This is a genomic window from Actinoplanes sp. NPDC051861 (assembly GCF_040681145.1).
Taxonomy (GTDB): domain Bacteria; phylum Actinomycetota; class Actinomycetes; order Mycobacteriales; family Micromonosporaceae; genus Actinoplanes.
The window spans coordinates 63,602-87,906 of sequence record NZ_JBFAYE010000006.1; the positions used below are offsets into that span (position 1 = coordinate 63,602).

The following is a 24,305-nucleotide window of genomic DNA, read 5'->3' on the forward strand; positions in this document are numbered from 1 at the left end:
TCTCGGAAAGGTAACGATCGCCTGGTCAGGCGGCTGTCAGATAGACCCGGCTCGCCTGCACGCGGGTACGTACCTGGAGCTTGTCGAAGATGTGTCCCAGGTGGACCCCGACCGTACGCTCGCTGATGAAGAGCTTCTCACCGATCTCCCGGTTGGTCAGCCCCTCCGCGACGGCGGCCAGGACCTCGCGCTCGCGGCCGGTCAGCACCGAGAGCTCGTCGACGATCTGCTCCGGCGCGGCCATCGGGACGGTCGGGATGTCGTCGGCCAGCGGGACGCGGTAGCGCTGTGCCACGCCACGGATCTCGTTGGCGAAGGGCTTGGCGCCCATGGCGGTGGCGGTCGCGTACGCCTGGCGCAGCCCGGAGATCGCCGCGGCCCGGCGCACCTTGCGCTGCAGTGAGGCCTCGGCGTGGCGCAGCCGCGCGTAAGCCGCCGGATAGGGCTGCTGGTGCCGGTCCCAGATCCGGGCCGCCCGGTCCCACGGCGCCGGATCCTGCCGGTCCTCGATACGGCTCAGCTCGGCCGCGCACAGATCGAGATAGCCCTCCACCACCGCGCGCGCCGCACCGGCGTTGTTCACACCCTCGAGCAGGCGGCCCTGCACGGTTTTCAGACGCCGGACCGCACCGGGATCGACCGGTTTGCCGGCGACGTGCGCCTCGGCCTCCGCGCGCAGGCCGTGCCAGGCCAGCACGCCGAGAAGCACCAGGTCGTCGGAGCGTGTCTCGGTGAGACCGCGCTGCACGGCCGCCCGCGCGTCGGCGTGCTCGCCGAGCCACATGGCCAGGCCCGCGCGCAACGTCAGCATCGGCAGCACATGCCGGGCGCCGCCACCGGCCAGCAGTGTCGCCACCGCGTCCAGGTCACGGCCGGCGTTGTCCAGCTCGCCGAACCCGACCAGGAGCCGGCACCGGGCGAGCAGCAGCTCCACCGCGTCCGCCCCGGACGGGCGGTGCCGCATGGCGGTCTGCAGCATGGTGTCCGCCTCGGCCCACTGGCCGGTGCGGAACAGCCCGTTCGCGGCGATGGCGAGCAGCCGGGTCTGATAGGTGCGGCCGACACCCAGCTGCGCGAGCCGGTCGGCGCCGCGGCGTGCGACCAGCACGCCCTCCTCGATGCTGTTCAGCGGGCCGGTGAGCAGCTCGGCGAGGTGCAGATAGGCGACGCCCAGGTCGTCCGGGTGGCCGGAGCGCTCGGCGATCTCCACCGCGTGCCGGATGACGGCCAGACCGGCGTCCGGGTCCTCCCGGAACGCGGCGCTGAAGCCGAGCGCGGCACTGGCCCGGACCAGGTCGGCGGTCGAGCCGTTCACCGCGGCCAGCTCCAGGGCCTCGCGGGCGCGCTGGTTGGCGTCGGCGTACCGGCCCAGGTGCAGGAGCAGCTCGGCGAGGAAGGCGGCGGCGCTGGCCCGCTGGCGCGGGGTGCAGTCGGGGGCCTCGAGGGCCAGTTCGTACTCCGTCTCGGCGGTGGCGGAACGGCCGGCGGCGGCCAGGTAGCGGGCCCGGCGCAGGTGCAGGTCGCACTGGCCGGGCGCGTCCGGGCGGCCGGCCAGCTCGCCGAGCCTGGACAGTGCCAGCAGGTGCTCGCCGCACTGGTGCGCCGACTCGGCCGCGTTGCCGAGCAGCCCTGTGCGCTCCCGGTCCTCCTCGGCGGTCAGCTGGAGGGCGATCGTCCAATACCGATGGGCCTCGGCGAAGCCGTAGAGGCCCTCGGCGGAGCGGGCGGCGGCGACGACCGGGGGCAGGGCACGGGCCGGCACACCGGCGCGCTGCCAGTGGAACGCGAGCCGGGCGTGGTCGGGCTCGCCGTCGCGGGCCTCCAGGGCCTCCGCGTACCGCCGGTGCAGGGAGGCGGCCTCGGCGGGCAGCACCTCCTGCTCCAGGACCTCGGCGACCAGGCGGTGCCGCAGGCGGTAACCGTCGCCGTCGCTGGACACGAAACGCTGGGCGATCGCGGCCCGGATCGCCTCGATCAGCTGGTCCTCGGGCAGCGGGACCACGCGGGACAGCACGGCGTGCTCCACCGGCTCCACACCGGCGGCCAGAGCGTGTACGACGGCATGCGCGTTCGCCGGCAGCTCGTCCACCCGGGACAGGAAGATCTCGCGCAGCGTGTCGGACAGCTCGACCCGGCCGTCGCGCAGGTCACGCGCCAGCTCCTCGGCGACGAACGGGTTGCCGCCGCTGCGCTTGTAGACCCGGTCGGCGTCCTCGATCGCCACGTTGCCGCCGACGATCGCGGAGACCAGCTCGCGGGTGTCGTCCTGGGTCAGCGGCTGCAGGTCGACGACCCGGACCGAGCGCAGCCGGCGCAGCTCGGCGAGGACCCGGCGCAGCGGGTGGGTGCCGTGCAGTGCCTCGGCGCGGATCGCGGCGAGCACCGAGACGCGCACGTCACCGAGGCCGGCCAGCAGATAGAGCAGCAGCTGGCGGGTGCTGCGGTCGGCCCACTGGAGATCGTCGAGCACCAGCAGCAGGCGCTTGTCGCCGGCGATCGCGCGCAGGTCGTGGGAGACCCGGTCGAGCAGGGCGCCGGCGTCGTCGGCGGTGGCGGCCGGTGCCGGTGCGGACTCGTCGTGCCGGCGCAGCGCCTGCAGCACCGGGTGCAGCGGGGACGCGTCGCCGATGTCCAAACAGGTGCCGGACAGCACGGCGAAGCCGCTGCCGCGCAGCGACTCGGCGGTCTCCCGCAGCAGACGGCTCTTGCCGACGCCGCTCTCCCCGGTCACGAACACCGCGGCGGTCCCGCCGGGACCGACGTCACGCAGGTAGGACTGGACGTCGGCCAGCGTGCCGTCGCGTCCGACAAGCGGCCCGTCGTCCTCCTGGCTGGCCATGAAGGGCAGCCTAATCGGAAAGGGCGTATCACGTTGTCGTCGGTTCGGACTGTTCTGCGTCACAAAAATGACCGGTGCCGATGCTGTCAGAGATACGTCGTTCTGCGGATCCGCGTCGTCAACTGGGCTGGCACCGTTCTCCCGGTCAGCGCCAGTGATCTGGGGGAGCGTGAGACATGACCACCATCACCATGGCCGTTCAGGAGCGGCGCCAGGACGTCACCGTGCTGTTCGTCGACATCGTCGGCTTCACCTCGCTGGTGGACCGGCTCGACTGCGCGGAGGTGCGTGCGCTGCAGCGGGACTACTTCTCGGTGGTCTCGGGCGTGGTCCGCGCGTGCGGCGGCATCGTGGAGAAGTACGTCGGTGACGCGGTGATGGCGGTGTTCGGCGCCGGCGAGGACGGGTTCGGCCCGGAGGCCGCGGCCTCGGCGGTGAAAGCGGGCCTGTCGGTCCAGGAGTCGTTGAGGGGGCGTCTCCTGGCCGGCAGGTTCCGCGTCAAGACCCGGGTCGGTCTGGCCACCGGCGAGGTGATCGTCGACCCGATGGCCGCCTTCGACGGCGGGTACGCGATGGTCAGCGGCAGTGTGGTGGCCACGGCGGCGCGGCTTCAGGCGTACGCGCCGCACGACACCGTGGTGGTCTGCTCGGCCACCCGGGAGGCGACCGCCACGCGGATCGCCTATCAGGAGCTGCCGCCGGTGTCGGTGCCGGGCAAGTCGCGCCCGCTCGATCTGTTCCGTGCCCTCCAGCCGCAGACGATGCCGCGGACCATGCCGACCGCGGTGGGGCAGCGGACCGTGCAGATCATGCCGCGGACCGGACCACTGATCGGCGTGTCTTAGGCCACACTTTAGTACCGTTCATCCCGATTTGGGCCACGGTGTGGTCTAGACCTGGCTCGCCTGGGGCAGAAGTGTCGGAGGCGCCGGGTAGGCTCGCGCCGTCTTGACCACCCATGGCCGATCGGGAGTGCCGCCTCGTGACCGCACAGCCAGAGACCTTGTACGGGGCTGACGACCTCACGCACCTCGAAGGGCTGGACGCTGTCCGGAAACGCCCTGGGATGTACATCGGGTCGACCGACAGCCGGGGCATCAACCACCTGGCCAACGAGATCATCGACAACTGCACCGACGAGGGTGTCGCCGGCTACGCCACCCGGATCGCCGTCACGCTGCACGCCGACAGTTCGGTCCAGGTCGACGACGACGGCCGGGGCATCCCCACCGACGTGCATGCCAAGTCCGGCCTGAGCGGCGTCGAGCTGGTGCTGACCCGCCTGCACGCGGGCGGCAAGTTCGGTGGCTCGGGTTACAAGACCTCCGGTGGCCTGCACGGCGTCGGCGCCTCCGCGGTCAACGCGCTCTCGCTGCGCTTCGACGTCACCGTGAAGCGTGACGGCAAGGTGCACGAGATCTCGTTCCAGCGCGGAGTGCCCGGCGTCTTCGACGGCCCCGGGCCGGACGCGCCGTTCAGCCCCGAGCCCGGCCTGCGCGTCACCCGCCGGATGAAGCGGGGCGAGCCCAGCGGCACCTCCATCCGGTATTGGTACGACGCCCGGTTCTTCGAGGGCGCCGCCCGCCTGGACGTCGAGTCGGTGCGCGCCAAGCTGCGCAACACCGCCTTCCTGGTCCCCGGCGTGCAGTACACCCTGTTCGACGCCGGCGCCGAGGAGCCCGCCACCGAGTCCTTCCACTACCCGAACGGGCTCACCGACATGGTGGAGTTCCTCACTCCACAGGGTGACAAGCCGGTCTCCGGTGTCCTCCTGGTCACCGGCGAGGGGACCTACAAGGAGAACGCCGCCGACGCCAACGGCGTCATGCAGGCGAACGTGGTCCGCCACGCCCAGATCGAGGTCGCCTTCCGGTGGGGCACCGGTTACGAGCGCACCGTCGAGTGCTTCACCAACACCATCCGCAACATGCACGGCGGCACCCACCGCAAGGGCTTCGAGCGCGCCCTGGTCCGCGCGCTCACCGAGGCCATCCGCAACACCCGTGGCCTGCTCAAGCCCAAGGAGGAGCCACCGGTCCTGGACGACCTGCTCGAGGGGATGACCGCGGTCATCCACGTGCGGGTGCCGGAGCCGCAGTTCACGTCGCAGACCAAGGACGAGCTCTCCACCGCCGGCGTCACCCGGGTCATGCAGGCCCTCGTCGAGTCCTATCTGAAGGAGTGGATCGACGGCCGCCGGACCAAGACCGAGGCGCGCACCGTCCTGCAGAAGGTGGTGGACGCCGCCCGGGTCCGCCTCACCCAGAAACAGCAGAAGGACGCGGCCCGCCGCAAGACCGCCCTGGAGGGCGCGTCGATGCCGGCCAAGCTGGTCGACTGCCGTGCCATCGGGATCGACCGGTCCGAGCTGTTCATCGTGGAGGGCGACTCGGCCCTCGGCACCGCCCGGATGGCCCGCAGCTCGGAATACCAGGCGCTGCTGCCCATCCGCGGCAAGATCCTCAACGTGCAGAAGGCCAGCCTGCAGCAGGTGCTGGACAACGCCGAGTGCTCGGCGATCGTGCAGGTCCTCGGCGCCGGCTCCGGCCGCACGTTCGAGATCGGCAACCTGAGGTACGGCCGAGTGCTGATCATGGCCGACGCGGATGTCGACGGCTCGCACATCCGGACACTGCTGATCACGCTCTTCGCCAAGTACATGCGGCCGGTCATCGAGCACGGCCGGCTCTTCGCCGCCATGCCGCCGCTGCACAAGGTGGTCACCAAGGGGCGTAACTCGGAGACCATCTTCACGTACACGCAGCAGGAGATGGAGAGCACCGTCGCGCGCATCGAGCGGGGCGGGCGCCAGGTGCAGAAACCGGTGCCGCGGTTCAAGGGCCTCGGTGAGATGGACGCCGACGAGTTGTGGGAGACCACGATGAACCCCGCGGCGCGGACCGTCCGGCGGATCACCATCGAGGACGCCGAACGGGCCGAGGCCACCCTCGAGCTGCTGATGGGCGAGCGGGTCGAGCCCCGGAAGAACTGGTTGATCGAGGCCGCCGGCCGGATCGACCAAGAGACGATCGACGCCTGAGAGGTCCGCTACCAATGGCACGCCGCAAATCCGAGAACCGCGTCGACCTGTCCGCGTTCGACCAGGCCGGCGCCCGGGTCATCGACAACCCCCTCACCACCGAGGTCGAGGACTCCTACCTGGAGTACGCGTATTCGGTGATCCACTCCCGGGCGCTGCCCGACGCCCGGGACGGCCTCAAGCCGGTGCACCGGCGGATCCTGTGGTCGATGTCCGAGCAGGGCCACCGGCCCGACCGGGCGTACGTGAAGTCGGCCCGCGTCGTCGGCGACGTGATGGGTAAGTACCACCCGCACGGCGACGTGGCGATCTACGACGCCCTGGTCCGGCTCGCCCAGGACTTCTCGCTGAACACGCCGCTCATCGACGGCCACGGCAACTTCGGATCACCCGACGACGGCCCGGCCGCCGCGCGGTACACCGAGGCGCGCATGTCCCGCGAGGCGATGCTGCTGGTCGGCGAGCTCGGCGAGGGCACGGTCGACTTCAAACCGACGTATGACGGTTCCGACCTCGAACCCAAGGTGCTGCCCGCCGCTTTCCCGAACCTGCTGGTCAACGGCACATCCGGCATCGCGGTCGGCATGGCGACGAACATGATCCCGCACAACCTCGGCGAGGTCGTCGCGGCCGCCCGGCACCTGATCACCCATCCGGAGGCCGATCTCGACCAGCTGATGCGCTTCGTGCCCGGTCCCGATCTGCCCACCGGCGGCCAGCTGCTCGGCCTCGACGAGGTGCGCAGGGCGTACGAGACGGGTCGCGGCGTCGTCCGCGTCCGCGCGCGCGCCCAGACCGGCCTGCTCGAGGGCGGGCGGGGACGTCAGGCGATCACGGTGACCGAGCTGCCCTACGGCGTCGGCGCCGAGAAGATCATCGAGGCGATCACCGACGAGGTGAAGGGCAAGCTGATCACCTCGGGCCCGCGGCGCGGCCAGCGACAGGCCGCCCGCCTGCAGGGCATCGCGGACGTCAAGGACCTCACCGACCGCGAGCACGGCACCCGCCTGGTCATCGAGTGCAAGGTCGGCGTCAACCCGCAGGCGCTGCTCGCCGACCTCTACCGTCTTACCCCGCTGGAGAGCTCGTTCGGCATCAACAACCTGGTGCTGGTCGACGGCCAGCCGCGCACGCTCGGGCTCAAGGCGCTGCTGGAGGTCTTCGTCCAGCACCGCTACGAGGTGGTCACCCGCCGCACCACGTACCGCCGGACCAAGCGCGAGGACCGGCTGCACCTGGTCGACGGCCTGCTCATCGCCCTGATCGACATCGACCGCGTGGTCGCGCTGATCCGCGCCAGCGACGACGCGGCCGCGGCCAAGACCGGCCTGATGAGCGAGTTCGGCCTCTCCGAGATCCAGGCGACGTACATCCTGGACACCCCGCTGCGCCGGCTCACCCGCTTCGACCGCATCGAGCTGGAGACCGAGCAGGAGCGGCTGCGCAACGAGATCGCCGACCTGACCCGGATCCTGGACAACGAGGACGTCCTCAAGAAGGTCGTCTCCGACGAGCTCGCCGAGGTCGCGAGCGAGTTCGCCACCCCGCGGCACACCACGCTGATCGACGGTGACCTCAAGGAGGTCCTCGCCGCCTCGGTGCCGGCCGGCCCGCTCGAGGTGGCCGACGACCCCTGCCAGGTGATCCTCTCCGCGACCGGGCTGATCGCCCGCACGGCCGCCGAGAGCGAGGAGTCCACGGAGGCCCGCAAGCGCAGCGGCCGCGTCAAGCACGACGCCGTCCGCGCGGTGATCCACTCGACCGCCCGGGGCCGCATCCTGCTGGTCACCAACCGCGGCCGCGCGTTCAAGACCGACGTCCTCCCGCTACCGGTCCTGCCCGAGCAGTCGGGCACGGTCTCCCTGCGCGGCGGCATGTCCGCCTCCGAACTCGTCCCGCTCGAGAAGGGCGAGAAGGTCGTCGGCCTGGCCCCGCTGACGTCCGGCGACTCCCCGGGCATCGCACTCGGCACCCGCCTCGGCGTGGTGAAGGTCTGCGCGCCCGAGTGGCCGGTCCGCTCCGACGAGTTCGAGGTCATCACGCTGAAGGAGGGCGACGAGGTCCTCCAGGCCACCTGGCTCACCGACGGCGCCGAGTCCCTCGTCTTCGTCACCTCCGACGCCTCCCTGCTGCGCTTCCCGGCGAAACTGGTCCGCCCCCAGGGCCTCAAGGGCGGTGGCATGGCGGGCGTCAACCTGACCCCGGACTCCGAGGTCATCTCCTTCAACGCCGTCTCCACCTCCGACCCCGAACACGGCGAGCCCATGGTCGTCACCTCGACCGGCACGCAGGTCAAGGTCTCACCGTTCGCGTCCTACCCGGCCAAGGGCCGGGCGACGGGTGGGGTCCGGGTGCAGCGCTTCCTCAAGGGGGAGTCCCGCCTTACTGTCGCCTGGGTCGGGCCGCGCCCGATCGGCGCCAGCAGCACCGGCGACCCGGTCGAACTCCCCGAACCCGACGCTCGCCGCGACGGCTCGGGCAATGCTGTGCTGATGGGCCCGCAGCTGATCGGCCACCAAATCGAACGGGACTGACCCTCGCTGGTCTGCGGAGTGGGCGCTCCCTTCCCCTGGGCGGGCCTTCGCCCGGGGCGGCCTTCTCTCCGGGCGGGCCTTCGCCCGGGGCGGCCTTCTCTCCGGGCGGGCCTTCGCCCGGGGCGGCCTTCTCTCCGGGCGGGCCTTCCTCCGGGCGGGCCTTCCTCCGGGCGGGCCTACTTCTCCGGGCGGGCCTTCCTCCGGGCGGGCCTACTTCTCCGGGCGGGCCTTCCTCCGGGCGAGGGCTTTCGCTGAGGGGTCACCAGGTGGGGCGGATGCGGCCCGGGGTTGCGAGGCGGGAGAGGGCGGAGCGTAGGGCGGTGAGCTGGCCGGGGGCCAGGGAATCGGCCCAGGGGCGCAACGTCTGCTCGGCGGCGGCGTCGGCGGCGCGGGTGCAGGCGATGCCCTTTGAGGTCAGCACGAGTAGTCGGGCGCGGGCGTCGGCGGGGTGGGGTAGCCGTTCGACGTAGCCCTTGCGTACCAGCTCGTCGGCCATCTGGCTGGCTGCCTGTTTGGTGATCTCCAGGTGCTCGGCGAGTTCGTTGACGGTTGCGCCGGTGCCGGAGAGCCGGACGAACGCGAATCCGTGTGCGGGGCGGAGGTCGGTGAAGCCGGAGGCGCGTACGCCGGCATCTATCCCGTCGACAAGCGCGCGTGCGGCGCTCAGCAGGAGCACCGGAAGGTCTTGGAGATCGTCTCGCACGGAAAGAGTTTGACATGCCGGTCAAGCTGCTTGACTATATGGTCAAGTGACTTGACTAAATGGAGGACTGATGCCGATCTATCGCAGTGAGGACGCCGTGCAGCATCGGTTGCACGGGACGGTGTTCCACGCCTACGCGTCGCCGTCCACCGGCAGCCGGGAGCTGTGCACGTGGCGTGTCGAGATCGCCGGCGGCACCGAGGGGGTTCCGCATCGCGTGGGGCGGGACGAAGTGTTCATCCTGGCCGCCGGGCGCCTGTCGGTCACCCTGGACGGGGTCGCCGGGCGGCTGGAGCCGGGAGATGTGCTGGTGGTGCCGGCGGGGGCGGAGTTCCGCGCCGACAACGAGGGTGAGCTACCGGCCGAGGCGTGGGTGACCACCAGCGCCGGCTTCGAGGCCACCCTCCCCGACGGCTCCACCCTGACGCCGCCCTGGGTGAGCTGACCCGGCACCTGACCGGCGGCCGGCGGGTGCGAGCCGTGCCCTAGCCCCCTGGTTGTGGGGTGTGGAGGGGGCTGGGGCGCGGCCGGCGTGGGCGAGCCGTGCACTGGCCCCCTGGTTGTGGGGTGTGGAGGGGGCTGGGGCGCGGCTGGCTTGGACGAGCCGTGCCATAGCCCCATGGTTGTGGGGTGTGAGGGAGCTGGGGCGCGGCTGGCGTGGGCGAGCCGTGACCTAGCCCCCTGGCTGTGGGGGTGGAGGGGGCTGGGGCGCGGCTCGCCGGGGGTGGGGGCTAGCGAAGAGCCTCGACAGCGGCCACCTCGGAAGGCGAGAGCGGCCCCCGCTCCTCAGCAGCCACGCACTCCGCGAGCTCGGCGCGGTTCTTCACGCCCAGCACCACCGTCGCCACGCCCGGGACGCTCAGCGCGTAGCGATGAGCCAGCGCCGCCGGCGTCTCCCCGAACTCCGCCGCCAGCTTCCGGTACGGCGAAGCCCGCTCGAAGTCCACCGCCGCCGGGTGCCGCGGGTCCAGCGAACGATCGAGCGCCCCGGTCAACGACCCCGCCGCCACCGCCCGGATCCCCACGACCGACACGTCGTTCGACACGGCCGTCCGCAGGATCGACGCGTTGTCCGGTGAGACCGAGGATCCATAAACCCACAGATCCCCGTTCATATCCAACGGATTCACTACAACCTGGGCCGCATCCGGCCGAGGACCCGTCGACAACGCCGCAACCACCGAGGACGGATGCGCGATCGCCGTGATCCCCCACGCCCGAATTGTCCCAGATGATCGCTGTCGATCGAGCTCCGAGGCCACCACTGTGTAGTCATCCCAGTCGAGGTCGTCCGGCACGTAGGACGACGGCGTCCGCGGCCGCAACTGCGTGTGCAGCAGGAACAGGTCAAGGTGATCCCGGCCGATCCGCGCGAGACTGTCCCGCAGGCTCGCCCGGATCCGCGCGGCCCAATCGGTGCCGCCGGGCTTGGTCAGCTGCACCTTGCTGGTGATCATCACGTCCGGTGCGGGGCGGTCGCGCAGTGCCTGGCCCACCGCCCGCTCCGACTCGAAGTCCGATCCGTAGCTGGGCGCCAGGTCCAGCATCGTGATTCCCGCGTCGATCGCCGCGTGGACAGTGGACACCGCCTCGTCGCGATCCGTGCTGCCCCACACCCCGGCGATGCCGCCGCCACCCAGCGTGAGCGAGCTGATCCGGCCGAGACGTCCGAAGTTCCTGGTCTCCATGATGGTTCCCCCTCTTTGAGAGAAACCGTAGAAGCTGGAGCGCGCTCCAGCTCAAGTCCGAGAATCAGTTCGGCGCGCCGAGCGGCGTGAAGGTGTCCACCAGGTGAATAATCCGTGCTCTCGCTGGCTGCACCAGGGAGAATTGCCCTGCGGGAAGGGGGAGCAGTGGATGTCGTCGCACAGTGGGTGAGCACTGAGTGGACCAAGCGCTCCCGCGGCGGTCCGGATGCCGCGCGCCGCCATGCGGCGCCGGTGGGGTTTCGCCTGCCGGCCCTGCGGACCGGCGTCGTGCACGAGGTGGTGATGGCGGAGCGTAACGGCTTCGAGCCGATCGAGTCCCTGGGCGCGGAGCCGGCGGAGCGCGAGCCGAGTGCGGCGCGTTGCGGTCTGCGGCTGGTTCGCAAAGGCGAGAGGGTACGTGTGGAGCTCCTCCCCGCCAGGGGTGGCACCACCCAGGCAGCGAGCCGCCGCCCCTCCGGGATCTGGCTGGCACCGGGCGAGTGGCTGCGGTGGCAGGTGAACTATCGGGTGTCCTGGCCACTGATCCAGGATGGACGGTGGAGTTACCGCCAGGACACGCTCAATCTGGCACTGGGCCTGGTGCACCCGGAGCTCTTCTTCGGTACGCCCACCCGCCACGTCGACGAGCGGGCGTTCCTGAGGTGATTACTTGCTCGGCTCCGGGACGTCACAGGTGATCTTCGGGTTGACGCCCATCCAGTTGAGCGGCCCGGCGATCGTCGTGATGATGACCGTGCCGGCTTCCGCGCAGCTCGCGTCGCCGTCGTCCTTGAAGTAACCGCGCTGGAAAGCGGCGACGACGCCGAGCGCGAGCCAGATGACCAAAAGAACAGCACCGATACGCATCGGGGACCTCCTCTGCCGGGGATGGGCGGCAGATACCCCGCAACGGCTGATCTCTAAACGGCGCCGGGCTTGCGGGCCTGCAGGGTGTAGGTGTGCGGGAGTCGTTCCGGCCGGTCGCGGAGCTGGAACTCGCCGCCGCCGATGTCCCGCATCAGACCGGGCAGCGCCTCCCACGGCACCGAACGGTGTTCCTCCAGCCCGGTCAGTTCCAGGCCGGCCGAAAGTACCGCGGTGACGATCTCGCCGAGCCCGTGGTTCCACTCGTGGGTCACGTTGTTGGTGAACTCGGCGTCGGCGGACACGTACGTGCCGCCCTCGTCGTAGATCTGCGGTTCGGCGGTCTCGAAGTACGGCTCGGAGAGCACGACCAGGTCGTCGGGCCGGTCCTGCTCGGCCGCCCACAGGATCGGGTGGCCCTCGCGGATGAACAGCCTGCCGCCCGGCGCGAGCAGCGACGCGACTGTCCGGGCCCATCGCTTGATGTCGGGCAGCCAGCCGAGCGCGCCGATGCCGGTGAAGACCAGGTCGAAGTCGCCGTCCAGAACCTCCCGGGCGGCGTAGACGTCGCTCTGCACGAACGGGATGTCGGCGCCGGCCCGAGCAGCGATGGTCCGGGCCTGCTCCAGCGAGACGCCGGAGAAGTCGAGCCCGGTCATCCGGGCGCCGAGCCGGGACAGCGAGACCGTGTCGGTGCCGATGTGGCACTGGAGGTGGACCCCGCGCAGCCCGGCGATGTCGCCGAGCCGCGGCAGGTCGAACCGGACCACGTCGCTGAGGTACGACGGGTCCTGGACGAAGTCCTCGACGTGATAGAAGTCAGACGCTGCGTGCGAAGGGGCCCGCTCGTCCCAGTTTGCCCGATTCAGGTCGAGGTAGTCGGTCATGGCCGAGAGAGTATGCGATCACGGAACCAGAGCGCGCTCTGTTTTGGCGTACGCGCCTGGGTCTCGTAGTCGACGTGGACGAGGCCGAACCTCTTCGCGTACCCCTCGGCCCATTCGAAATTGTCCATGAGTGACCAGGCGAAATAGCCCCGCACGTCAGCGCCCTCGGCGCGTGCGGCGAAGACCGCGTCGACGTGGTCGCGCAGGTACGCGGTCCGCGCCGAGTCCGCGACGAAGCCCGACGCGTCCGGGTGGTCCTCGTAGACCGCGCCGTTCTCGGTGACCGCCAGCGGGAACCCGTAGTCGTGGTGCAGCCGCAGCAGCAGCTTCGTGAACCGGTCCGGGGTGATCGGCCAGCCCAGGTCGGTGACCGGCGCGTCCGGCTTGATCTCGCGGACGACCGGCCGCCCGAGCGCGTCGATCGTGTTGCCCTCGAGGTCGGTGCCGGCGAAGTCCTGTCCGAAGTAGAAGTTGACCCCGAGCAGGTCGATCGGCCGCTCCGAGATGATCTCCAGATCGCCGTCGTGGACTGGCAGCGTGTACCCGCGTGCCGCGAGGTCCTCGACCACGTCGGCCGGGTACCGGCCGTGCCGCAGCGGGTCCAGGAAGATCCGCGCGACGTTGCCGTCGGCCCGCCAGGCGGCCGCCACGTCGACCGGGTCGTCGGACGCGGGGGTGGAGGTGCCGATGTTGAGCGCGATGCTCACCGTGTTCTCCGGCGTCCAGATCTGCCGCGCCACCAGACCGTGCGCGAGCAGCAGGTGGTGGGTGGCGGCGAGCGCCGCACCGAAGTCACGCCGGCCGGGTGCGTGCACGCCGTGCTCGTACCCGAGGTACGCCACGCACCACGGCTCGTTGACCGTGCCCCAGTTCCGCACCCGGTCCTTGAGGCGCTCGTACACCAGCATCGAGAGGTCCGCGAACCGGTACGCGGTGTCCCGGTGCGGCCAGCCGCCGGCGTCCTCGAGCTCCTGCGGCAGGTCCCAGTGGTAGAGCGTGACCCACGGGTCGATCCCGGCAGCCAGCAGCTCGTCCACGAGCCGGTCGTAGAAGGCCAGGCCGGCCGGGTTGGCCGGGCCGCGCCCGCCGGGCTGCACGCGCGGCCAGGAGATCGAGAAACGGTACGCGTCCACGCCCAGACTCTTGATCAGCTGCACGTCGTCCGGCATCCGGTGGTAGTGATCGCAGGCCACGTCACCCGTCTCGCCGACCACCTCCCGGCTGAAGGTGTCCCAGATGGACGGAGTCCGCCCGTCCTCCGCGGCCGCGCCCTCGATCTGGTACGCCGAGGTGGCCACGCCCCACGTGAAAGTCATGCAGCTCTCCAGAACACATGGTGAGGGCCGGTCCCGACGGCAAGGGACCGGCCCTCTGCTCAATGAATCAGCCGACCGGCTGTTCAGTCGGGTGCAGCCAGCAGGCGACCGTGCGGGAGTCCCCGTCCGGGGTGCCGGGGTGGCCGAGCACCGGGATGTTGCCGGAGCACGGCTCGAACGCCTTCGGGCACCGCGGGTGGAACGAGCACCCGCTCGGCATGCCCTTGAGGTCCGGCGGTGAGCCGGGGATGCCGGTCAGTTCCCGCCGCGGCCCGCGCAGCGCCGGGAAGGACCCGAGCAGCCCGGCCGAGTACGGGTGCAGCGCGTCAGCGTAGATCGCCTTGGCCGGGGCCTCCTCGACGATCCGCCCGCCGTACATGATCGCGATCTTGTCGGAGAACTCGACAAGCAGCGACAGGTCGTGCGTGATGAAGATGACCGAGAAGCCCAGCCGTTCCCGCAGCTCGATGAGCTGGCCGAGGATCTGCCGCTGCATCACCACGTCGAGCGCGGTGGTCGGCTCGTCCATGATCACGACCTGCGGCTGCAGGATCAGCGCCATGCCGATCATCACGCGCTGCCGCATGCCGCCGGAGAGCTGATGCGGGTACGCGTCCATCCGGTCCGCGGCGATGCCGACGAGCTTGAGCATCTCCCGGGCACGCGAGTTGCGCTCCGCCTCGCTCATCCTCGGATTGTGCGCCTTGAGCACGTCGGTGAGCTGGGTGGAGATCTTGTGTACCGGGTTCAGCGAGTTCATCGCGCCCTGGAACACGATCGCGGTCTCGTTCCACCGGAACTGCCGCAGCTGCAGGTCGGTGAGCGCGAGGACGTCGTACGGGTCGCCGTTCTCCGGGTGGTAGATCACCTGACCGCCGGTGATCACGCCGGGCGGCGGGAGCAGCCGGGTCATCCCGTACGCCAGCGTCGACTTGCCGGAGCCGCTCTCGCCGGCCAGGCCCAGCACCTCGCCGCGGTGCAGCGTCAGGTTGACGTCCCGGACCGCGCGCACGCCCTGCTCGCCCAGCCCGTACCCGACGTTCAGGTTCCTGATCTCGATGACCGGCTGACTCATGAGGTCACCTCTTCCTTGCGCAGCACCGGCGTCGGCTTGGCGTGCGTGTGCGGCTCGGCGGAGTTGCTCAGGACCGGGGTGAAGCCGATGCGCATCCGCACCGTACGCCCGCTGTTGGTCTTGATCTTGGTTTTGCCGGCGCTGCGAAGCCGGGGGCTGACGAACTCGTCGATGCCGAAGTTGATCAGGGACAGCGCGGTGCCGAGGATCGCGATGGCCAGACCGGCCGGCACGAACCACCACCAGGCCTCCTGGGCGAGCGCCTGCTGGCCCTGCGCCCAGAACAGGATGGTGCCCCAGTTCCAGGTGGTGGCCGAGGTGACACCGATGAACGCCAGGGTGATCTCGGAGAGCACGGCGAAGATGACTGTTCCGACGAAGCCGGAGGCGATCACCGCGGTCAGGTTCGGCAGCAGCTCGAAACCGATCACCCGCCAGGTTCGCTCGCCGCTGGCGCGGGACGCCTCGACGAAGTCTCGCCGGCGCAGCGAGAGCGTCTGCGCGCGGAGCACCCGGGCGTTCCAGGACCACGAGGTGAGGCCGATGACCAGGGCGATCAGCCAGTCCTCGGCGTTCTCCAGGGTGGACGTGATGATGATGATCAGCGGCAGCGCCGGGATCACCAGGAAGACGTTGGAGAGCGCGGAGAGCACGTCGTCGGTCTTGCCGCCGACATATCCGGCGGTGACGCCGATGATGACCGACAGCACGGTCGCCACGATGCCGGCGAAGAAGCCGACGAAGATGACGCTGCGGGTTCCGGTCAGCAGCTGGCTGAAGACGTCCTGGCCGAGGTGGGTGGTGCCCATCCAGTGGTCGGCCGAGGGCGGCTGCACCAGTTGGTTGCCGCGGGCACTCGGGTCGTACGGCGCGATCCACGGCCCGACGACCGCCAGCACCAGGTAGACGCTCATGATGATCAGGCCGATCATCGCCTTGCGGTTGGCGATGAACCGGAACCGCTGCCGCTTCGCCTTGGCGGGCTTGCCGGCTTCCGGCTGGGCCATCGAGCCCTGGCCGGGGATGACCTGCTCGATGCTCGAGGTGGGAATCGTCATCGCTCAGCCCTCCTTGCGGGTGCGCGGGTCGAGGAGGATGTACGCGACGTCCGCCAGCAGGTTGGCCACCAGCACCGAGATCGTGATGATCAGGAAGATGCCCTGCATGAGCGGGTAGTCCGACGCGCCCAGCGCCTGGAAGAGCTGGAACCCGACGCCCGGGTACGAGAAGACGATCTCCACGAGCAGCGTGCCGCCGACGATGAAGCCGAGCGAGAGCGCGAAGCCGGAGACGTTCGGCAGCAGCGCGTTGCGAGCCGCGTAGCTCATCGCCACCCGCCGGTCCTTGAGGCCCTTGGCGTGCGCGACGGTGATGTAGTCCTCGGAGGAGACGGTCACCATCATGTTGCGCATGCTCAGGATCCAGCCGCTGACCGACGAGATCAGGATGGTCAGCGCGGGAAGCAGGCTGTGCTGGATGGCGCTCGGGATGAAGTACTGGTCCCAGGCCGGCACCAGGCCGCTGTCGAAGCCGCCGGACGACGGGAAGAAGCTGTCCGGGCCGGTGAGCAGGTAGATCGCGATGATGCCGAGCCAGAAGTACGGCACCGAGGAGAGGAACGTGGTCACCGGCAGCAGGCCGTCGGCCCACGAGCCCCGTCTCCACCCGGCCAGGATGCCCAGGCCGGTGCCGAGGAAGAAGCTGATGATCGTCGTGATGCCGACCAGCAGCAGCGTCCACGGGAGGCTGTTGCTGATCACCTCGGAGACCGGCGTCGGGAAGAACGTGAACGACAGGCCGAGGTCACCGGCGAGCAGCTGCTTCCAGTAGTTGACGTACTCCTCCCAGATGTTCGCGTCCTTGTCCAGGCCGAACAGCACGTACAGGGAGTCGATCGCCTTGCTGCTGAGCTGGCCCTGGTACTTCGTGACCAGCGCCTGCACCGGGTCGCCGGGGATCATCCGGGGGATGAAGAAGTTCAGCGTGATCGCGGCCCAGGCGGTGAAGATGTAGAACGCGAAGCGCTGCAGGAAGTACTTCACGAGGACACCTCGCTCTTGTCGTACAGCCAGCACGCGGCCCAGTGGCCGGGCACGTCACCGATCTCGAGCGGGACGGGCGTCTCGGTGGAGCATCGCTGCATCGCCATCGGGCAGCGCGGGTGGAAGCGGCATCCGGCGGGCGGGTGGATCAGGCTCGGCGGTTCACCGTTGCCACGATCCTCGCCTTCGGCTTCGGAATCACCGATGAGGCGGTCCGGGTCCGGCGCGGAGTCGATCAGCAATTTCGTGTACGGGTGCGCGGGCGACTGTGTGACGGTTTCGCTGTCGCCGCCCTCCACCATCCGGCCGGCGTACATGACCATGGTCTGGTCCGCGAAGTAGCGGGCCGACGCGATGTCGTGGGTGATGTACAGGATCGCCAGGTTGAGGCGTTCCTTCAGATCGCGCAGCAGGTTCAGGACACCGAGCCGGATCGAGACGTCCAGCATGGACACCGGCTCGTCGGCGAGCAGTGCCTCGGGTTCGGCACCGAGCGCCCGGGCGATCGCCACGCGCTGCCGCTGGCCGCCGGAGAGCTCGTGCGGGAACTTGTCCAGGTACCGCTCGGGCGGGGTGAGCGACACCCGCTCCAGCAGTTCGTGCAGCGCCTCTTCGAGATGGGCGTCGGTCGTACCGGCGTTGCCGTGGATCTTGAGGGCCCGGGTCAGGTGGTACCGGATCGTGTGCACCGGGTTCAACGAGGCGAACGGGTCCTGGAAGATCATCTGGACCCGCGAGCAGTACTGCCGGAACGCCGAGCCCGACTTGACCTTCGTCGACGCGCCGTGCAGCCGGATGTCGCCGCCGGTACGGGGATAGAGCTGGGCGAGCAGCCGGGCCACTGTGGACTTGCCCGAGCCGGACTCGCCCACGAGAGCCACCACCTGACCGCGGCGGAGGGTGAGGTTCACATCGTCGACGGCGTGAACCGCGTCATGGCGGTTGGAGAAGAGGTCGCGCAGTTTCCGGCGGACGGGGAAGTGCTTGGTCAGGCCGATCGCCTCGAGCACCACCTCGTCGGCCGGCGCCTTGGCGTCCGGGATCGACGTCATGCCGGTGTCCTTAGAAGTCTTCGTGCAAGCGGAGGCGGGCGCCCCGGCGAGAACCGGGGCGCCCGCGAGGCGATCAGGAGTTGGCGGGCTTGAGCTTCAGCACGACCGTCAGAGCGCCGGCCTGGGTGGGCTGCATCGGCGCGTACGAGTCCGCGTCCGAGGGCCAGCCGACCCAGTTCTTGGTGCTGTAGGCGCCACCGACGTTGTCGGAGCCGACCGGCAGCATCGGGGCCTGCTCTACGAAGATCTTCTGGATCGTGGCGAGGGCGGTCTTACGGGCGGCGTCGTCCGTGGCGTTCGAGTACGCCTTGAGGGCGGCGGTCGCCTCCGGGCTGTTGAAGCGGCCGAAGTTGCCCTGCTGGGCGGCGGTGCCGATCGGCTTCATCAGGTCGCCGTCCATGACGGTCTGGTAGATGTCGAACGGCGTCGAGCCACCGTTGGTCCACCGCATGGTGGCCTCGAAGTCGCCCTTCTGGACGTTCGCGTCCCAGACGTTCTGGTTCGGCTTCTCCACCGTGGCGGCGATGCCGATCTCGGCCAGGTTGCTCTTGATGATCTCCAGCGAGGTCTGGTAGTCCGACCACGGCGCCGGGTCGCTGAGCTTGATGGTCACGGCCTTGCCGGTCTTGTCCTTGAGGACGGTGCCCTCCAGCTTGTAGCCGGACTCGGCCAGCAGCTTCTTGGCGCCCTCGACGTCGACCGAGAAGGTCTTGCCCTTGTACTCGTCGGCGATGTAGGCGTCGCCGGCGCCCTCCGGCAGACCGGTGACGCTCTTGATCTCCGGGTGGAAGTAGCTGGCCTCGGCCTGCACGAAGATGTCGTTGCGGTTGATGACCATGTTCATGGCCTGGCGCAGCTTCGGGTCGTCGAACGGCTTCTTCGTGGTGTTGATGTAGAGGCCGTGGATGCCCAGTACGCCCGGCGCCCAGACCTTGTAGTGCTCCGGGTCCTTGGACACGAAGGTCTGCTCGTAGTTCGGGATGAAGACGAAGCTCCACTCCGCCTGGCCGCTGGCGAGAGCCGTGGCCTGAGCGTTGTTGTCCGCGTAGGAGGTGTAGCGAAGCTCCTTAACAGCGGGTTTGTCACCCCAGTAACCGCTCTCTCGGGCGGCAAGAATCGTGGCCTGCTGGCTGAACGACTTCAGGGTGTACGGGCCACTGCCCACCGGCTCCTTGATCGGGTCGGTGGCCGGGTCGGCGATCTTCTCCCAGATGTGCTTCGGCACGATCGGGGTCTGGCCGATGACCTTGTGCTGGGTGGTGAACTGCGAGGTCTTGAAGGTCATCTTGACCTTGTTGCCGTCCGCCGTGATCGCGTCGTACGGAATGGCGAAGATGTTGAGCGCCTCGTTGCTCTTGATGAGGTTGTGGGTGTACACCACGTCCTCGGCGGTCAGCGGCTTGCCGTCCGACCAGGTCGCGCCGTCCCGGATGACCAGGTCGACGGTCTTGTAGTCGGCGGACCACTTGATCTCGCTGGCCAGCCACGGCGTCAGCGGGTCGGCCGGCTTGGTGTTGTTCCACTGGCCGAGGGGCTCGTAGATCATCCACCGGTAACCGAGCGAGGCGCCCGCGGACGTACCGATGAACGGGTTGTTGTTCTCGGTGACCGTGCCGTTCGGCATGCCGATCGAGAGGAAGTCGACCTGCTTGCTGTTGGCGTTGTTGGCGTTCTCGTTCGGCGAATCACCGCACGCGGCGAGTCCACCCGTGGCGAGCACGCCCGCCAGCGCGACCGCGAACAGTTTCCTTCTCTGCATCGCAAATACTCCTCGGGATCTATTGCGGGGTGAGAGGGGTGTGAGAGGGGTGCCCGAAGGCGTGCGCTACCGAGCGGCCGGCCCATGGCCGGTCGCGAGGTCTCGCCGGGTTGGCCGCCAGGGCGGCCGGAAATGCTGTTGTGTCAGGGTCAGGGTGCGGTCGAGGCCCGTGCCGTGAAGGTGGCCGGGATGACGGTCGGGCGGTTGGGCAGCGGCGTGCCCTCGAAGTGGGCGAGAAGCGTGCGGGCCGCGGCCTCGCCCATCTCGCGCATGGGCTGGTGGACCGTGGTCAGCGGCGGGCTGGCGTGCGCCGCCATCGGGATGTCGTCGAAGCCGACCACCGCGACGTCCTCCGGGATCCGCCGTCCGGAGTCCTGAAGCGCCTGCATGGCGCCGGTCGCGGAGATGTCGTTGTGGCAGAAGACCGCGTCGAAGTCGACGCCTGCCTGGATCGCGTGCCGGATGTTGTTCACGCCGGCGGCGAAGGTGAAGTCACCGAGCGTCAGCCGCTCGTCCGGGATGGGGTGACCCGCCTCGGCGAAGACCGAGGCGAAGCCGTCCGAACGCTGCTGGGTGCAGCCGAAGCGGGACGGGCCGGTGATCATGAGCGGCTTGCGGCGCCCGATCTCCAGCAGGTGACGGGCCGCCGCGGCGGCCCCGAGGTGGTTGGTCGTGCCGACACTCGGGATCTGGCCGGAGACCTGGTCACGATCGTCGATGAGCACCATCGGCAGGCCCCGGGCGTGCAGCGTGGCGATGTAGTCGAAGGTGCCCTCCGGCTCGATGACCAGGAGCCCGTCGAAGGACTTCGCCGCGACCTGAGCGTTGAACTGGCGCATCGAGTCCTCGCCGCGGTTGCACGTGAACAGCAGCAGGCCGTACTCCTCGGCCTCGAGCACGTCGACCGCCCCCTGCACGACCTCGCCCATCCAGGGCCAGGTGAGCGAGGGGACCAGCATCCCGACCACCCGGGTGCGCCCGCGGGCCAGGTTGACCGCCCGGGCGCTCGGAACGTAGCCGAGCTCCTCGATGACCGCGCGCACCCGGGCGGCGGTGGACTCGTCGAGCTCGCCCTTGCCGTTCAGCACCCGGGACACAGTCGTCTTGCTGACCTTGGCCCGGGCCGCCACATCGGCGATGGTGATCGGCACAGCTCCTCCGGGGTGTGACTTCGGGGTTGCGTTGGCGTTTCGGAACCGGTTTCGGGACCGGTTTCGGCAGTCAACCCCAGTGAGGGCCGTCACGTCAATGTGCCAAGAGATCTATTTAGATTTCGAGACGGTAACCATGCTTGTTACGGCGAGATGAATCGGTACGTATCGGTATCTGCCGCAAGATTCGGCAGTACCACACCGAGAGGGGCGTCGATGACCAGATCGGCGTACGGCTCGCCGCGCGTCACGCCCCGGTTGACGATCGCCACCCGGATGCCCTCCCGGACCGCTCGCAGCACGAACCGGCGCCCCGACATGACGGTCAGCGAGGAGCCCAGGATCAGCAGCGTCCGAGCCGCCTCCACCTGCGCGAACGCGATCTCCACCCGGTCCGCCGGGACGGTCTCGCCGAAATACACCACGTCGGGCTTGAGCACGCCGTCGCACGAGCGGCAGGGCACCACGGAGAACCCGTCCAGCTCGGCGTCGTCCAGCTCCACGTCGCCGTCCGGGTTGATCGAGGTGGCCTCCGCGGCGAAGTGCGGGTTCGCCAGCGTCAGCCGCGCCTCCAGCTCCGCGCGCGAGGTCAGCTCGCGGCAGTCCAGGCAGACGATCCGGGCCAGGTTGCCGTGCAGCTCGACCACCTCACGCGCGCCGGCGGCCTGGTGCAGCCCGTCCACGTTCTGGGTGATCACCCCGCCCAGCAGGCCGAGCCGCTGCCAGCGGGCCACCGCGAGATGCCCGCCGTTGGGCCGGGCGTCGCCGATCGTCCGCCAGCCGAGGTGGCTGCGCGCCCAGTAGCGGCGCCGGGCGAGCGCGTCCGAGGTGAAGGTCTGGTACGTCATCGGCGTGCCCCGCCGGGCCGAGCCGGACGGCCCCCGGTAATCCGGAATACCGGAGTCGGTGGAGAGACCCGCGCCACTGAGGATCGTCACGCCGCCCTCGGCGAGCCAGTCGTTCAGCCGCGCCACCTGCTCCACCACCTGTAGGTCCATGCCTCCATGGTCCCTCGTCCGGGTGACCGGATCCGATATCCAAAGAGTGGCCGTGACCTCATCGTCCGGTGCGCGTTCACCTGTCCACTAGTAGGTTGATATTCGTGATCGCGGACGGGCAGCGTTTGCTGCGTTTCCTCACCAGCCTGGCGCTGCTGGCGCTCGCGGTCACCCTGCGCCTGTCCGGCCCGGCCGCGGTCACTCCGGCCGCCGCACCGGACCCGGCGCCGCCCGCCGCCGCCGTGACATCGGTCACGCGGCCGGCCCCCGCCGAAGAGACCACCGCGAGCAGCGACACGGCCGCTCCCGCGCCGGAGCGTCACCGCCCGGAGTTCCCGGCCACCGCGACCGCCGCCACGGTGATCGCCGCGGCGCCGCAGCACCTTCCCGCCGGCGAGGCCCCGCAGGGCACCGCACCCCGCGCACCCCCGGCCGTCTGACACCGGCGGGCATCGGCCCGTCCGCGTCGATTCCGGTCGTTGATCCTTTCTTCTGGGGGTGTTCCATGGATTCCGCTTTGCAGAGTTTTCTGAGCGCGGTGCCGCAGGCCGCCGCGATCTGGTTGATCATCCTGTTGGTTCTGGCCGTCGCGGTCGCCACCGCGAGGGTGCCGCGCGCGTTCACGCCGGCCGCCGAGGCCGAGGAGAAGGAGAACCGGCTCGCGACCGAGCTGGAGGCCGCCGCACGGGAGGCCTCGGTCACCGCCGGCCGTCGCCGTGCCGAGTGGCTGGCCGCGCAGGAGGCCGTCGAGTCGGCGTGGACGGCGTACGAGGAGGCGGACCGGACGGCCCGGCGTGTCTCCGCGGCGACGGCCTACCCGCTGATGAGCCGCCGGCGCAAGCCGGGGGAGAACGTGGACCGGCAGCGCTACCTGCACCGCGCCGCCACCGAGCTGTGCCGCACCCAGGACCTGTCGATCGGCCAGCTCAACGACGTGTACGCGCATCGCGGCTGGAACCCGCGCCTGCACCCGGTCCAGCAGGAGCCGGTGCTGCGCAACGCGGCCCGTACCTACCGGCTGGACGCGTACCGGCGGGCGGTTGCGAAGGAGCAGGCGGCGTGGCGGGGCGCCGAGGCCGCCGCCGAGACGTTGCGGAACCTGCGCGCCGAGGCGGCCGCCGCCCGGCTGCGCGACCCGGCCGCCGAGCCCGCCGACCAGCACTGGTGGACCGAGCAGTGGACGCCCGCCGAACTTCCGGCTGCCGCGTGATGTCCATACCGGACCCGAAGACCTTTCCCGTTCGCCTGTGACACCGGCCCGGTAACGTGGCCGGACGGGATGGGCGGTACGCAGACGGGTAAGGAGGCGATGGTGACGGTAACCCCCGCAGGTGGAAACCCTCCCGTGGTCCGGATGCACCGGGCCGCTCGGATCGAGGACGCGGTACACGATCTCATCGAGCGCCGGCTGCGCGCGCGGGGCTGGACGCCGTACATCACGGCGTACACCGGCTACGGCGCCCCCGGCTGGGTGCGGGTGATGGGCCGGGTGTTGCTGGCCCGGCCCGGCATGGTCCGCAAGCGCCGAGAGAAGGTACGCGGCTGGCGCTCGTTCACCACGACGCCGGCCGCCGACGTGGTGGTCCGCATCGAGGTCGGCGGCACGGTCACCGAGGGGCGCACCGACCGCAGCGGATACCTGGACTGCCGGGTCAAGGGTGACCTGGACCCGGGATGGGGCAACGCGAAACTGTCCACCGAGGGCGGTGCCCCGGTGGAGGCGCCGATCCGCGTGATCGACCCGGCCGTCAAGTTCGGGGTGATCTCCGACATCGACGACACCGTCATGGTCACCGCGCTGCCGAGGCCGCTGCTGGCCGCCTGGAACACGTTCGTCCTCGACGAGCACGCCCGCACCGCGGTGCCGGGCATGGCCGTCCTCTACGAGCGGCTGGTGAACGCCAACCCGGGCGCACCGGTCGTCTACCTCTCCACCGGCGCGTGGAACGTGGCGCCGACGCTGACCCGCTTCCTCAGCCGGCACCTCTACCCAGCCGGGCCGATCCTGCTCACCGACTGGGGACCAACCCCGGACCGCTGGTTCCGCAGCGGTCAGGAGCACAAGCGCAAGACGCTGCGCCGGCTCGCCGAGGAGTTCCCCGACACCCGGTGGCTGCTGATCGGCGACGACGGCCAGCACGACCAGGAGATCTACTCCGAGTTCGCGCGGACCCACCCGGAGAACGTGGCCGCGGTGGCGATCCGCCGGCTGTCACCCACGCAGGCGGTCCTGGCCGGTGCCATCCCCGGCCCGTCGGAGACGGCCGAGGTCGTGCCGTCCGGCGGCAAGACGTGGTTCTCCGCGCCGGACGGCGCCGGGCTCTGGTCCCTGCTGCGCGACACCCCGCTCGTGTGAG

At 70.1% G+C, this 24,305-nt stretch carries 21 protein-coding genes; 8 read left to right on the forward strand and 13 right to left on the reverse strand.

Translation table 11 applies throughout. The features are described 5' to 3' along the window. Nucleotides 1-25 precede the first annotated feature (25 nt). Nucleotides 26-2,839, reverse strand: a complete 2,814-nt coding sequence (locus tag AB0M02_RS18990) for an AAA family ATPase (protein ID WP_364228390.1) — start codon at nucleotides 2,837-2,839, stop codon at nucleotides 26-28. A gap of 176 nt (nucleotides 2,840-3,015) precedes the next feature. On the opposite strand from AB0M02_RS18990, the gene AB0M02_RS18995 reads away from it, so the two are divergent. The 3 genes from AB0M02_RS18995 to AB0M02_RS19005 all read left to right on the forward strand — a co-directional run bounded on the left by AB0M02_RS18995 (nucleotide 3,016) and on the right by AB0M02_RS19005 (nucleotide 8,413). Continuing rightward, entirely contained in the window at nucleotides 3,016-3,684 is a 669-nt protein-coding gene (locus AB0M02_RS18995; RefSeq protein WP_364228392.1) for an adenylate/guanylate cyclase domain-containing protein, read from the forward strand. Between the two features lie 113 nt (nucleotides 3,685-3,797). Then, entirely contained in the window at nucleotides 3,798-5,879 is a 2,082-nt protein-coding gene (locus AB0M02_RS19000) for a DNA topoisomerase IV subunit B (RefSeq protein WP_364228393.1), read from the forward strand. Nucleotides 5,880-5,893: 14 nt separating this feature from the next. After that, nucleotides 5,894-8,413, forward strand: a complete 2,520-nt coding sequence (locus AB0M02_RS19005; protein WP_364228395.1) for a DNA topoisomerase IV subunit A — start codon at nucleotides 5,894-5,896, stop codon at nucleotides 8,411-8,413. Nucleotides 8,414-8,672: 259 nt separating this feature from the next. On the opposite strand, the gene AB0M02_RS19010 is transcribed toward AB0M02_RS19005, so the two are convergent. Further along, nucleotides 8,673-9,116 carry a MarR family transcriptional regulator gene (locus AB0M02_RS19010; RefSeq protein ID WP_364228397.1) on the reverse strand — a complete coding sequence of 148 codons (444 nt, stop codon included), beginning with the start codon at nucleotides 9,114-9,116 and terminating at the stop codon, nucleotides 8,673-8,675. Between the two features lie 70 nt (nucleotides 9,117-9,186). Here AB0M02_RS19010 and AB0M02_RS19015 point away from each other — a divergent pair, with 70 nt between their 5' ends. Then, a complete protein-coding gene (locus tag AB0M02_RS19015; RefSeq protein WP_364228398.1) occupies nucleotides 9,187-9,561 on the forward strand; it encodes a cupin domain-containing protein in 375 nt (124 codons plus the stop codon). Nucleotides 9,562-9,847: 286 nt separating this feature from the next. On the opposite strand, the gene AB0M02_RS19020 is transcribed toward AB0M02_RS19015, so the two are convergent. Further along, nucleotides 9,848-10,804: an aldo/keto reductase gene (locus AB0M02_RS19020; RefSeq protein WP_364228400.1), complete on the reverse strand. Its 957-nt coding sequence runs from the start codon at nucleotides 10,802-10,804 to the stop codon at nucleotides 9,848-9,850. 165 nt (nucleotides 10,805-10,969) lie between these two features. Here AB0M02_RS19020 and AB0M02_RS19025 point away from each other — a divergent pair, with 165 nt between their 5' ends. Next, complete coding sequence (locus tag AB0M02_RS19025) at nucleotides 10,970-11,470, forward strand: hypothetical protein (protein ID WP_364228402.1); 501 nt, start codon at nucleotides 10,970-10,972, stop codon at nucleotides 11,468-11,470. On the opposite strand, the gene AB0M02_RS19030 is transcribed toward AB0M02_RS19025, so the two are convergent. From AB0M02_RS19030 to AB0M02_RS19075, 10 genes are all read right to left on the reverse strand, one after another. Beyond that, nucleotides 11,471-11,671, reverse strand: coding sequence for a hypothetical protein (locus AB0M02_RS19030; protein ID WP_364228403.1), 201 nt, complete (start codon nucleotides 11,669-11,671; stop codon nucleotides 11,471-11,473). Between the two features lie 53 nt (nucleotides 11,672-11,724). Further along, nucleotides 11,725-12,555 carry a class I SAM-dependent methyltransferase gene (locus AB0M02_RS19035; protein WP_364228405.1) on the reverse strand — a complete coding sequence of 277 codons (831 nt, stop codon included), beginning with the start codon at nucleotides 12,553-12,555 and terminating at the stop codon, nucleotides 11,725-11,727. Beyond that, complete coding sequence (locus tag AB0M02_RS19040) at nucleotides 12,552-13,871, reverse strand: GH1 family beta-glucosidase (RefSeq protein WP_364228406.1); 1,320 nt, start codon at nucleotides 13,869-13,871, stop codon at nucleotides 12,552-12,554. Before AB0M02_RS19040 ends, AB0M02_RS19035 begins: the two co-directional genes overlap by 4 nt. Before the next feature lie 67 nt (nucleotides 13,872-13,938). After that, entirely contained in the window at nucleotides 13,939-14,946 is a 1,008-nt protein-coding gene (locus AB0M02_RS19045) for an ABC transporter ATP-binding protein (protein WP_364228408.1), read from the reverse strand. Then, nucleotides 14,943-16,004: an ABC transporter permease gene (locus AB0M02_RS19050; RefSeq protein WP_364228410.1), complete on the reverse strand. Its 1,062-nt coding sequence runs from the start codon at nucleotides 16,002-16,004 to the stop codon at nucleotides 14,943-14,945. Before AB0M02_RS19050 ends, AB0M02_RS19045 begins: the two co-directional genes overlap by 4 nt. A 3-nt stretch (nucleotides 16,005-16,007) precedes the next feature. After that, nucleotides 16,008-16,988, reverse strand: coding sequence for an ABC transporter permease (locus tag AB0M02_RS19055; protein WP_364228411.1), 981 nt, complete (start codon nucleotides 16,986-16,988; stop codon nucleotides 16,008-16,010). Further along, on the reverse strand, nucleotides 16,985-18,040 hold the full coding sequence (locus AB0M02_RS19060) for an ABC transporter ATP-binding protein (RefSeq protein ID WP_364228413.1): 1,056 nt from the start codon (nucleotides 18,038-18,040) through the stop codon (nucleotides 16,985-16,987). The genes AB0M02_RS19055 and AB0M02_RS19060 overlap by 4 nt, the downstream gene beginning before the upstream one ends. Before the next feature lie 73 nt (nucleotides 18,041-18,113). Then, a complete protein-coding gene (locus AB0M02_RS19065; protein ID WP_364228414.1) occupies nucleotides 18,114-19,799 on the reverse strand; it encodes an ABC transporter substrate-binding protein in 1,686 nt (561 codons plus the stop codon). Nucleotides 19,800-19,948: 149 nt separating this feature from the next. Continuing rightward, a complete protein-coding gene (locus tag AB0M02_RS19070; protein ID WP_364228416.1) occupies nucleotides 19,949-20,950 on the reverse strand; it encodes a LacI family DNA-binding transcriptional regulator in 1,002 nt (333 codons plus the stop codon). A gap of 143 nt (nucleotides 20,951-21,093) precedes the next feature. After that, nucleotides 21,094-21,948 carry an NAD-dependent protein deacetylase gene (locus tag AB0M02_RS19075; RefSeq protein ID WP_364228417.1) on the reverse strand — a complete coding sequence of 285 codons (855 nt, stop codon included), beginning with the start codon at nucleotides 21,946-21,948 and terminating at the stop codon, nucleotides 21,094-21,096. A 104-nt stretch (nucleotides 21,949-22,052) separates the two neighbouring features. On the opposite strand from AB0M02_RS19075, the gene AB0M02_RS19080 reads away from it, so the two are divergent. The 3 genes from AB0M02_RS19080 (at nucleotide 22,053) to AB0M02_RS19090 (ending at nucleotide 24,304) form a co-directional block, all read left to right on the forward strand. Further along, nucleotides 22,053-22,388: a hypothetical protein gene (locus tag AB0M02_RS19080; RefSeq protein ID WP_364228418.1), complete on the forward strand. Its 336-nt coding sequence runs from the start codon at nucleotides 22,053-22,055 to the stop codon at nucleotides 22,386-22,388. A gap of 77 nt (nucleotides 22,389-22,465) precedes the next feature. Next, entirely contained in the window at nucleotides 22,466-23,158 is a 693-nt protein-coding gene (locus AB0M02_RS19085) for a hypothetical protein (protein WP_364228420.1), read from the forward strand. A 99-nt stretch (nucleotides 23,159-23,257) separates the two neighbouring features. Next, nucleotides 23,258-24,304, forward strand: a complete 1,047-nt coding sequence (locus tag AB0M02_RS19090) for a phosphatase domain-containing protein (RefSeq protein WP_364228422.1) — start codon at nucleotides 23,258-23,260, stop codon at nucleotides 24,302-24,304. Nucleotide 24,305: the final 1 nt, after the last annotated feature.

Excerpts from the sequence above, each read along its gene's own strand:
- AB0M02_RS19030 (WP_364228403.1), bottom strand. The coding sequence starts at position 11,671 with ATGCGTATCGGTGCTGTTCTTTTGGTCATCTGGCTCGCGCTCGGCGTC.
- AB0M02_RS19020 (WP_364228400.1), bottom strand. The coding sequence starts at position 10,804 with ATGGAGACCAGGAACTTCGGACGTCTCGGCCGGATCAGCTCGCTCACG.
- AB0M02_RS18995 (WP_364228392.1), top strand. The coding sequence starts at position 3,016 with ATGACCACCATCACCATGGCCGTTCAGGAGCGGCGCCAGGACGTCACC.
- AB0M02_RS19075 (WP_364228417.1), bottom strand. The coding sequence starts at position 21,948 with ATGGACCTACAGGTGGTGGAGCAGGTGGCGCGGCTGAACGACTGGCTC.
- AB0M02_RS19060 (WP_364228413.1), bottom strand. The coding sequence starts at position 18,040 with ATGACGTCGATCCCGGACGCCAAGGCGCCGGCCGACGAGGTGGTGCTC.
- AB0M02_RS19035 (WP_364228405.1), bottom strand. The coding sequence starts at position 12,555 with ATGACCGACTACCTCGACCTGAATCGGGCAAACTGGGACGAGCGGGCC.
- AB0M02_RS19050 (WP_364228410.1), bottom strand. The coding sequence starts at position 16,004 with ATGACGATTCCCACCTCGAGCATCGAGCAGGTCATCCCCGGCCAGGGC.
- AB0M02_RS18990 (WP_364228390.1), bottom strand. The coding sequence starts at position 2,839 with ATGGCCAGCCAGGAGGACGACGGGCCGCTTGTCGGACGCGACGGCACG.
- AB0M02_RS19045 (WP_364228408.1), bottom strand. The coding sequence starts at position 14,946 with ATGAGTCAGCCGGTCATCGAGATCAGGAACCTGAACGTCGGGTACGGG.
- AB0M02_RS19040 (WP_364228406.1), bottom strand. The coding sequence starts at position 13,871 with ATGACTTTCACGTGGGGCGTGGCCACCTCGGCGTACCAGATCGAGGGC.
- AB0M02_RS19090 (WP_364228422.1), top strand. The coding sequence starts at position 23,258 with ATGGTGACGGTAACCCCCGCAGGTGGAAACCCTCCCGTGGTCCGGATG.
- AB0M02_RS19005 (WP_364228395.1), top strand. The coding sequence starts at position 5,894 with ATGGCACGCCGCAAATCCGAGAACCGCGTCGACCTGTCCGCGTTCGAC.
- AB0M02_RS19015 (WP_364228398.1), top strand. The coding sequence starts at position 9,187 with ATGCCGATCTATCGCAGTGAGGACGCCGTGCAGCATCGGTTGCACGGG.
- AB0M02_RS19000 (WP_364228393.1), top strand. The coding sequence starts at position 3,798 with ATGGCCGATCGGGAGTGCCGCCTCGTGACCGCACAGCCAGAGACCTTG.
- AB0M02_RS19065 (WP_364228414.1), bottom strand. The coding sequence starts at position 19,799 with ATGCAGAGAAGGAAACTGTTCGCGGTCGCGCTGGCGGGCGTGCTCGCC.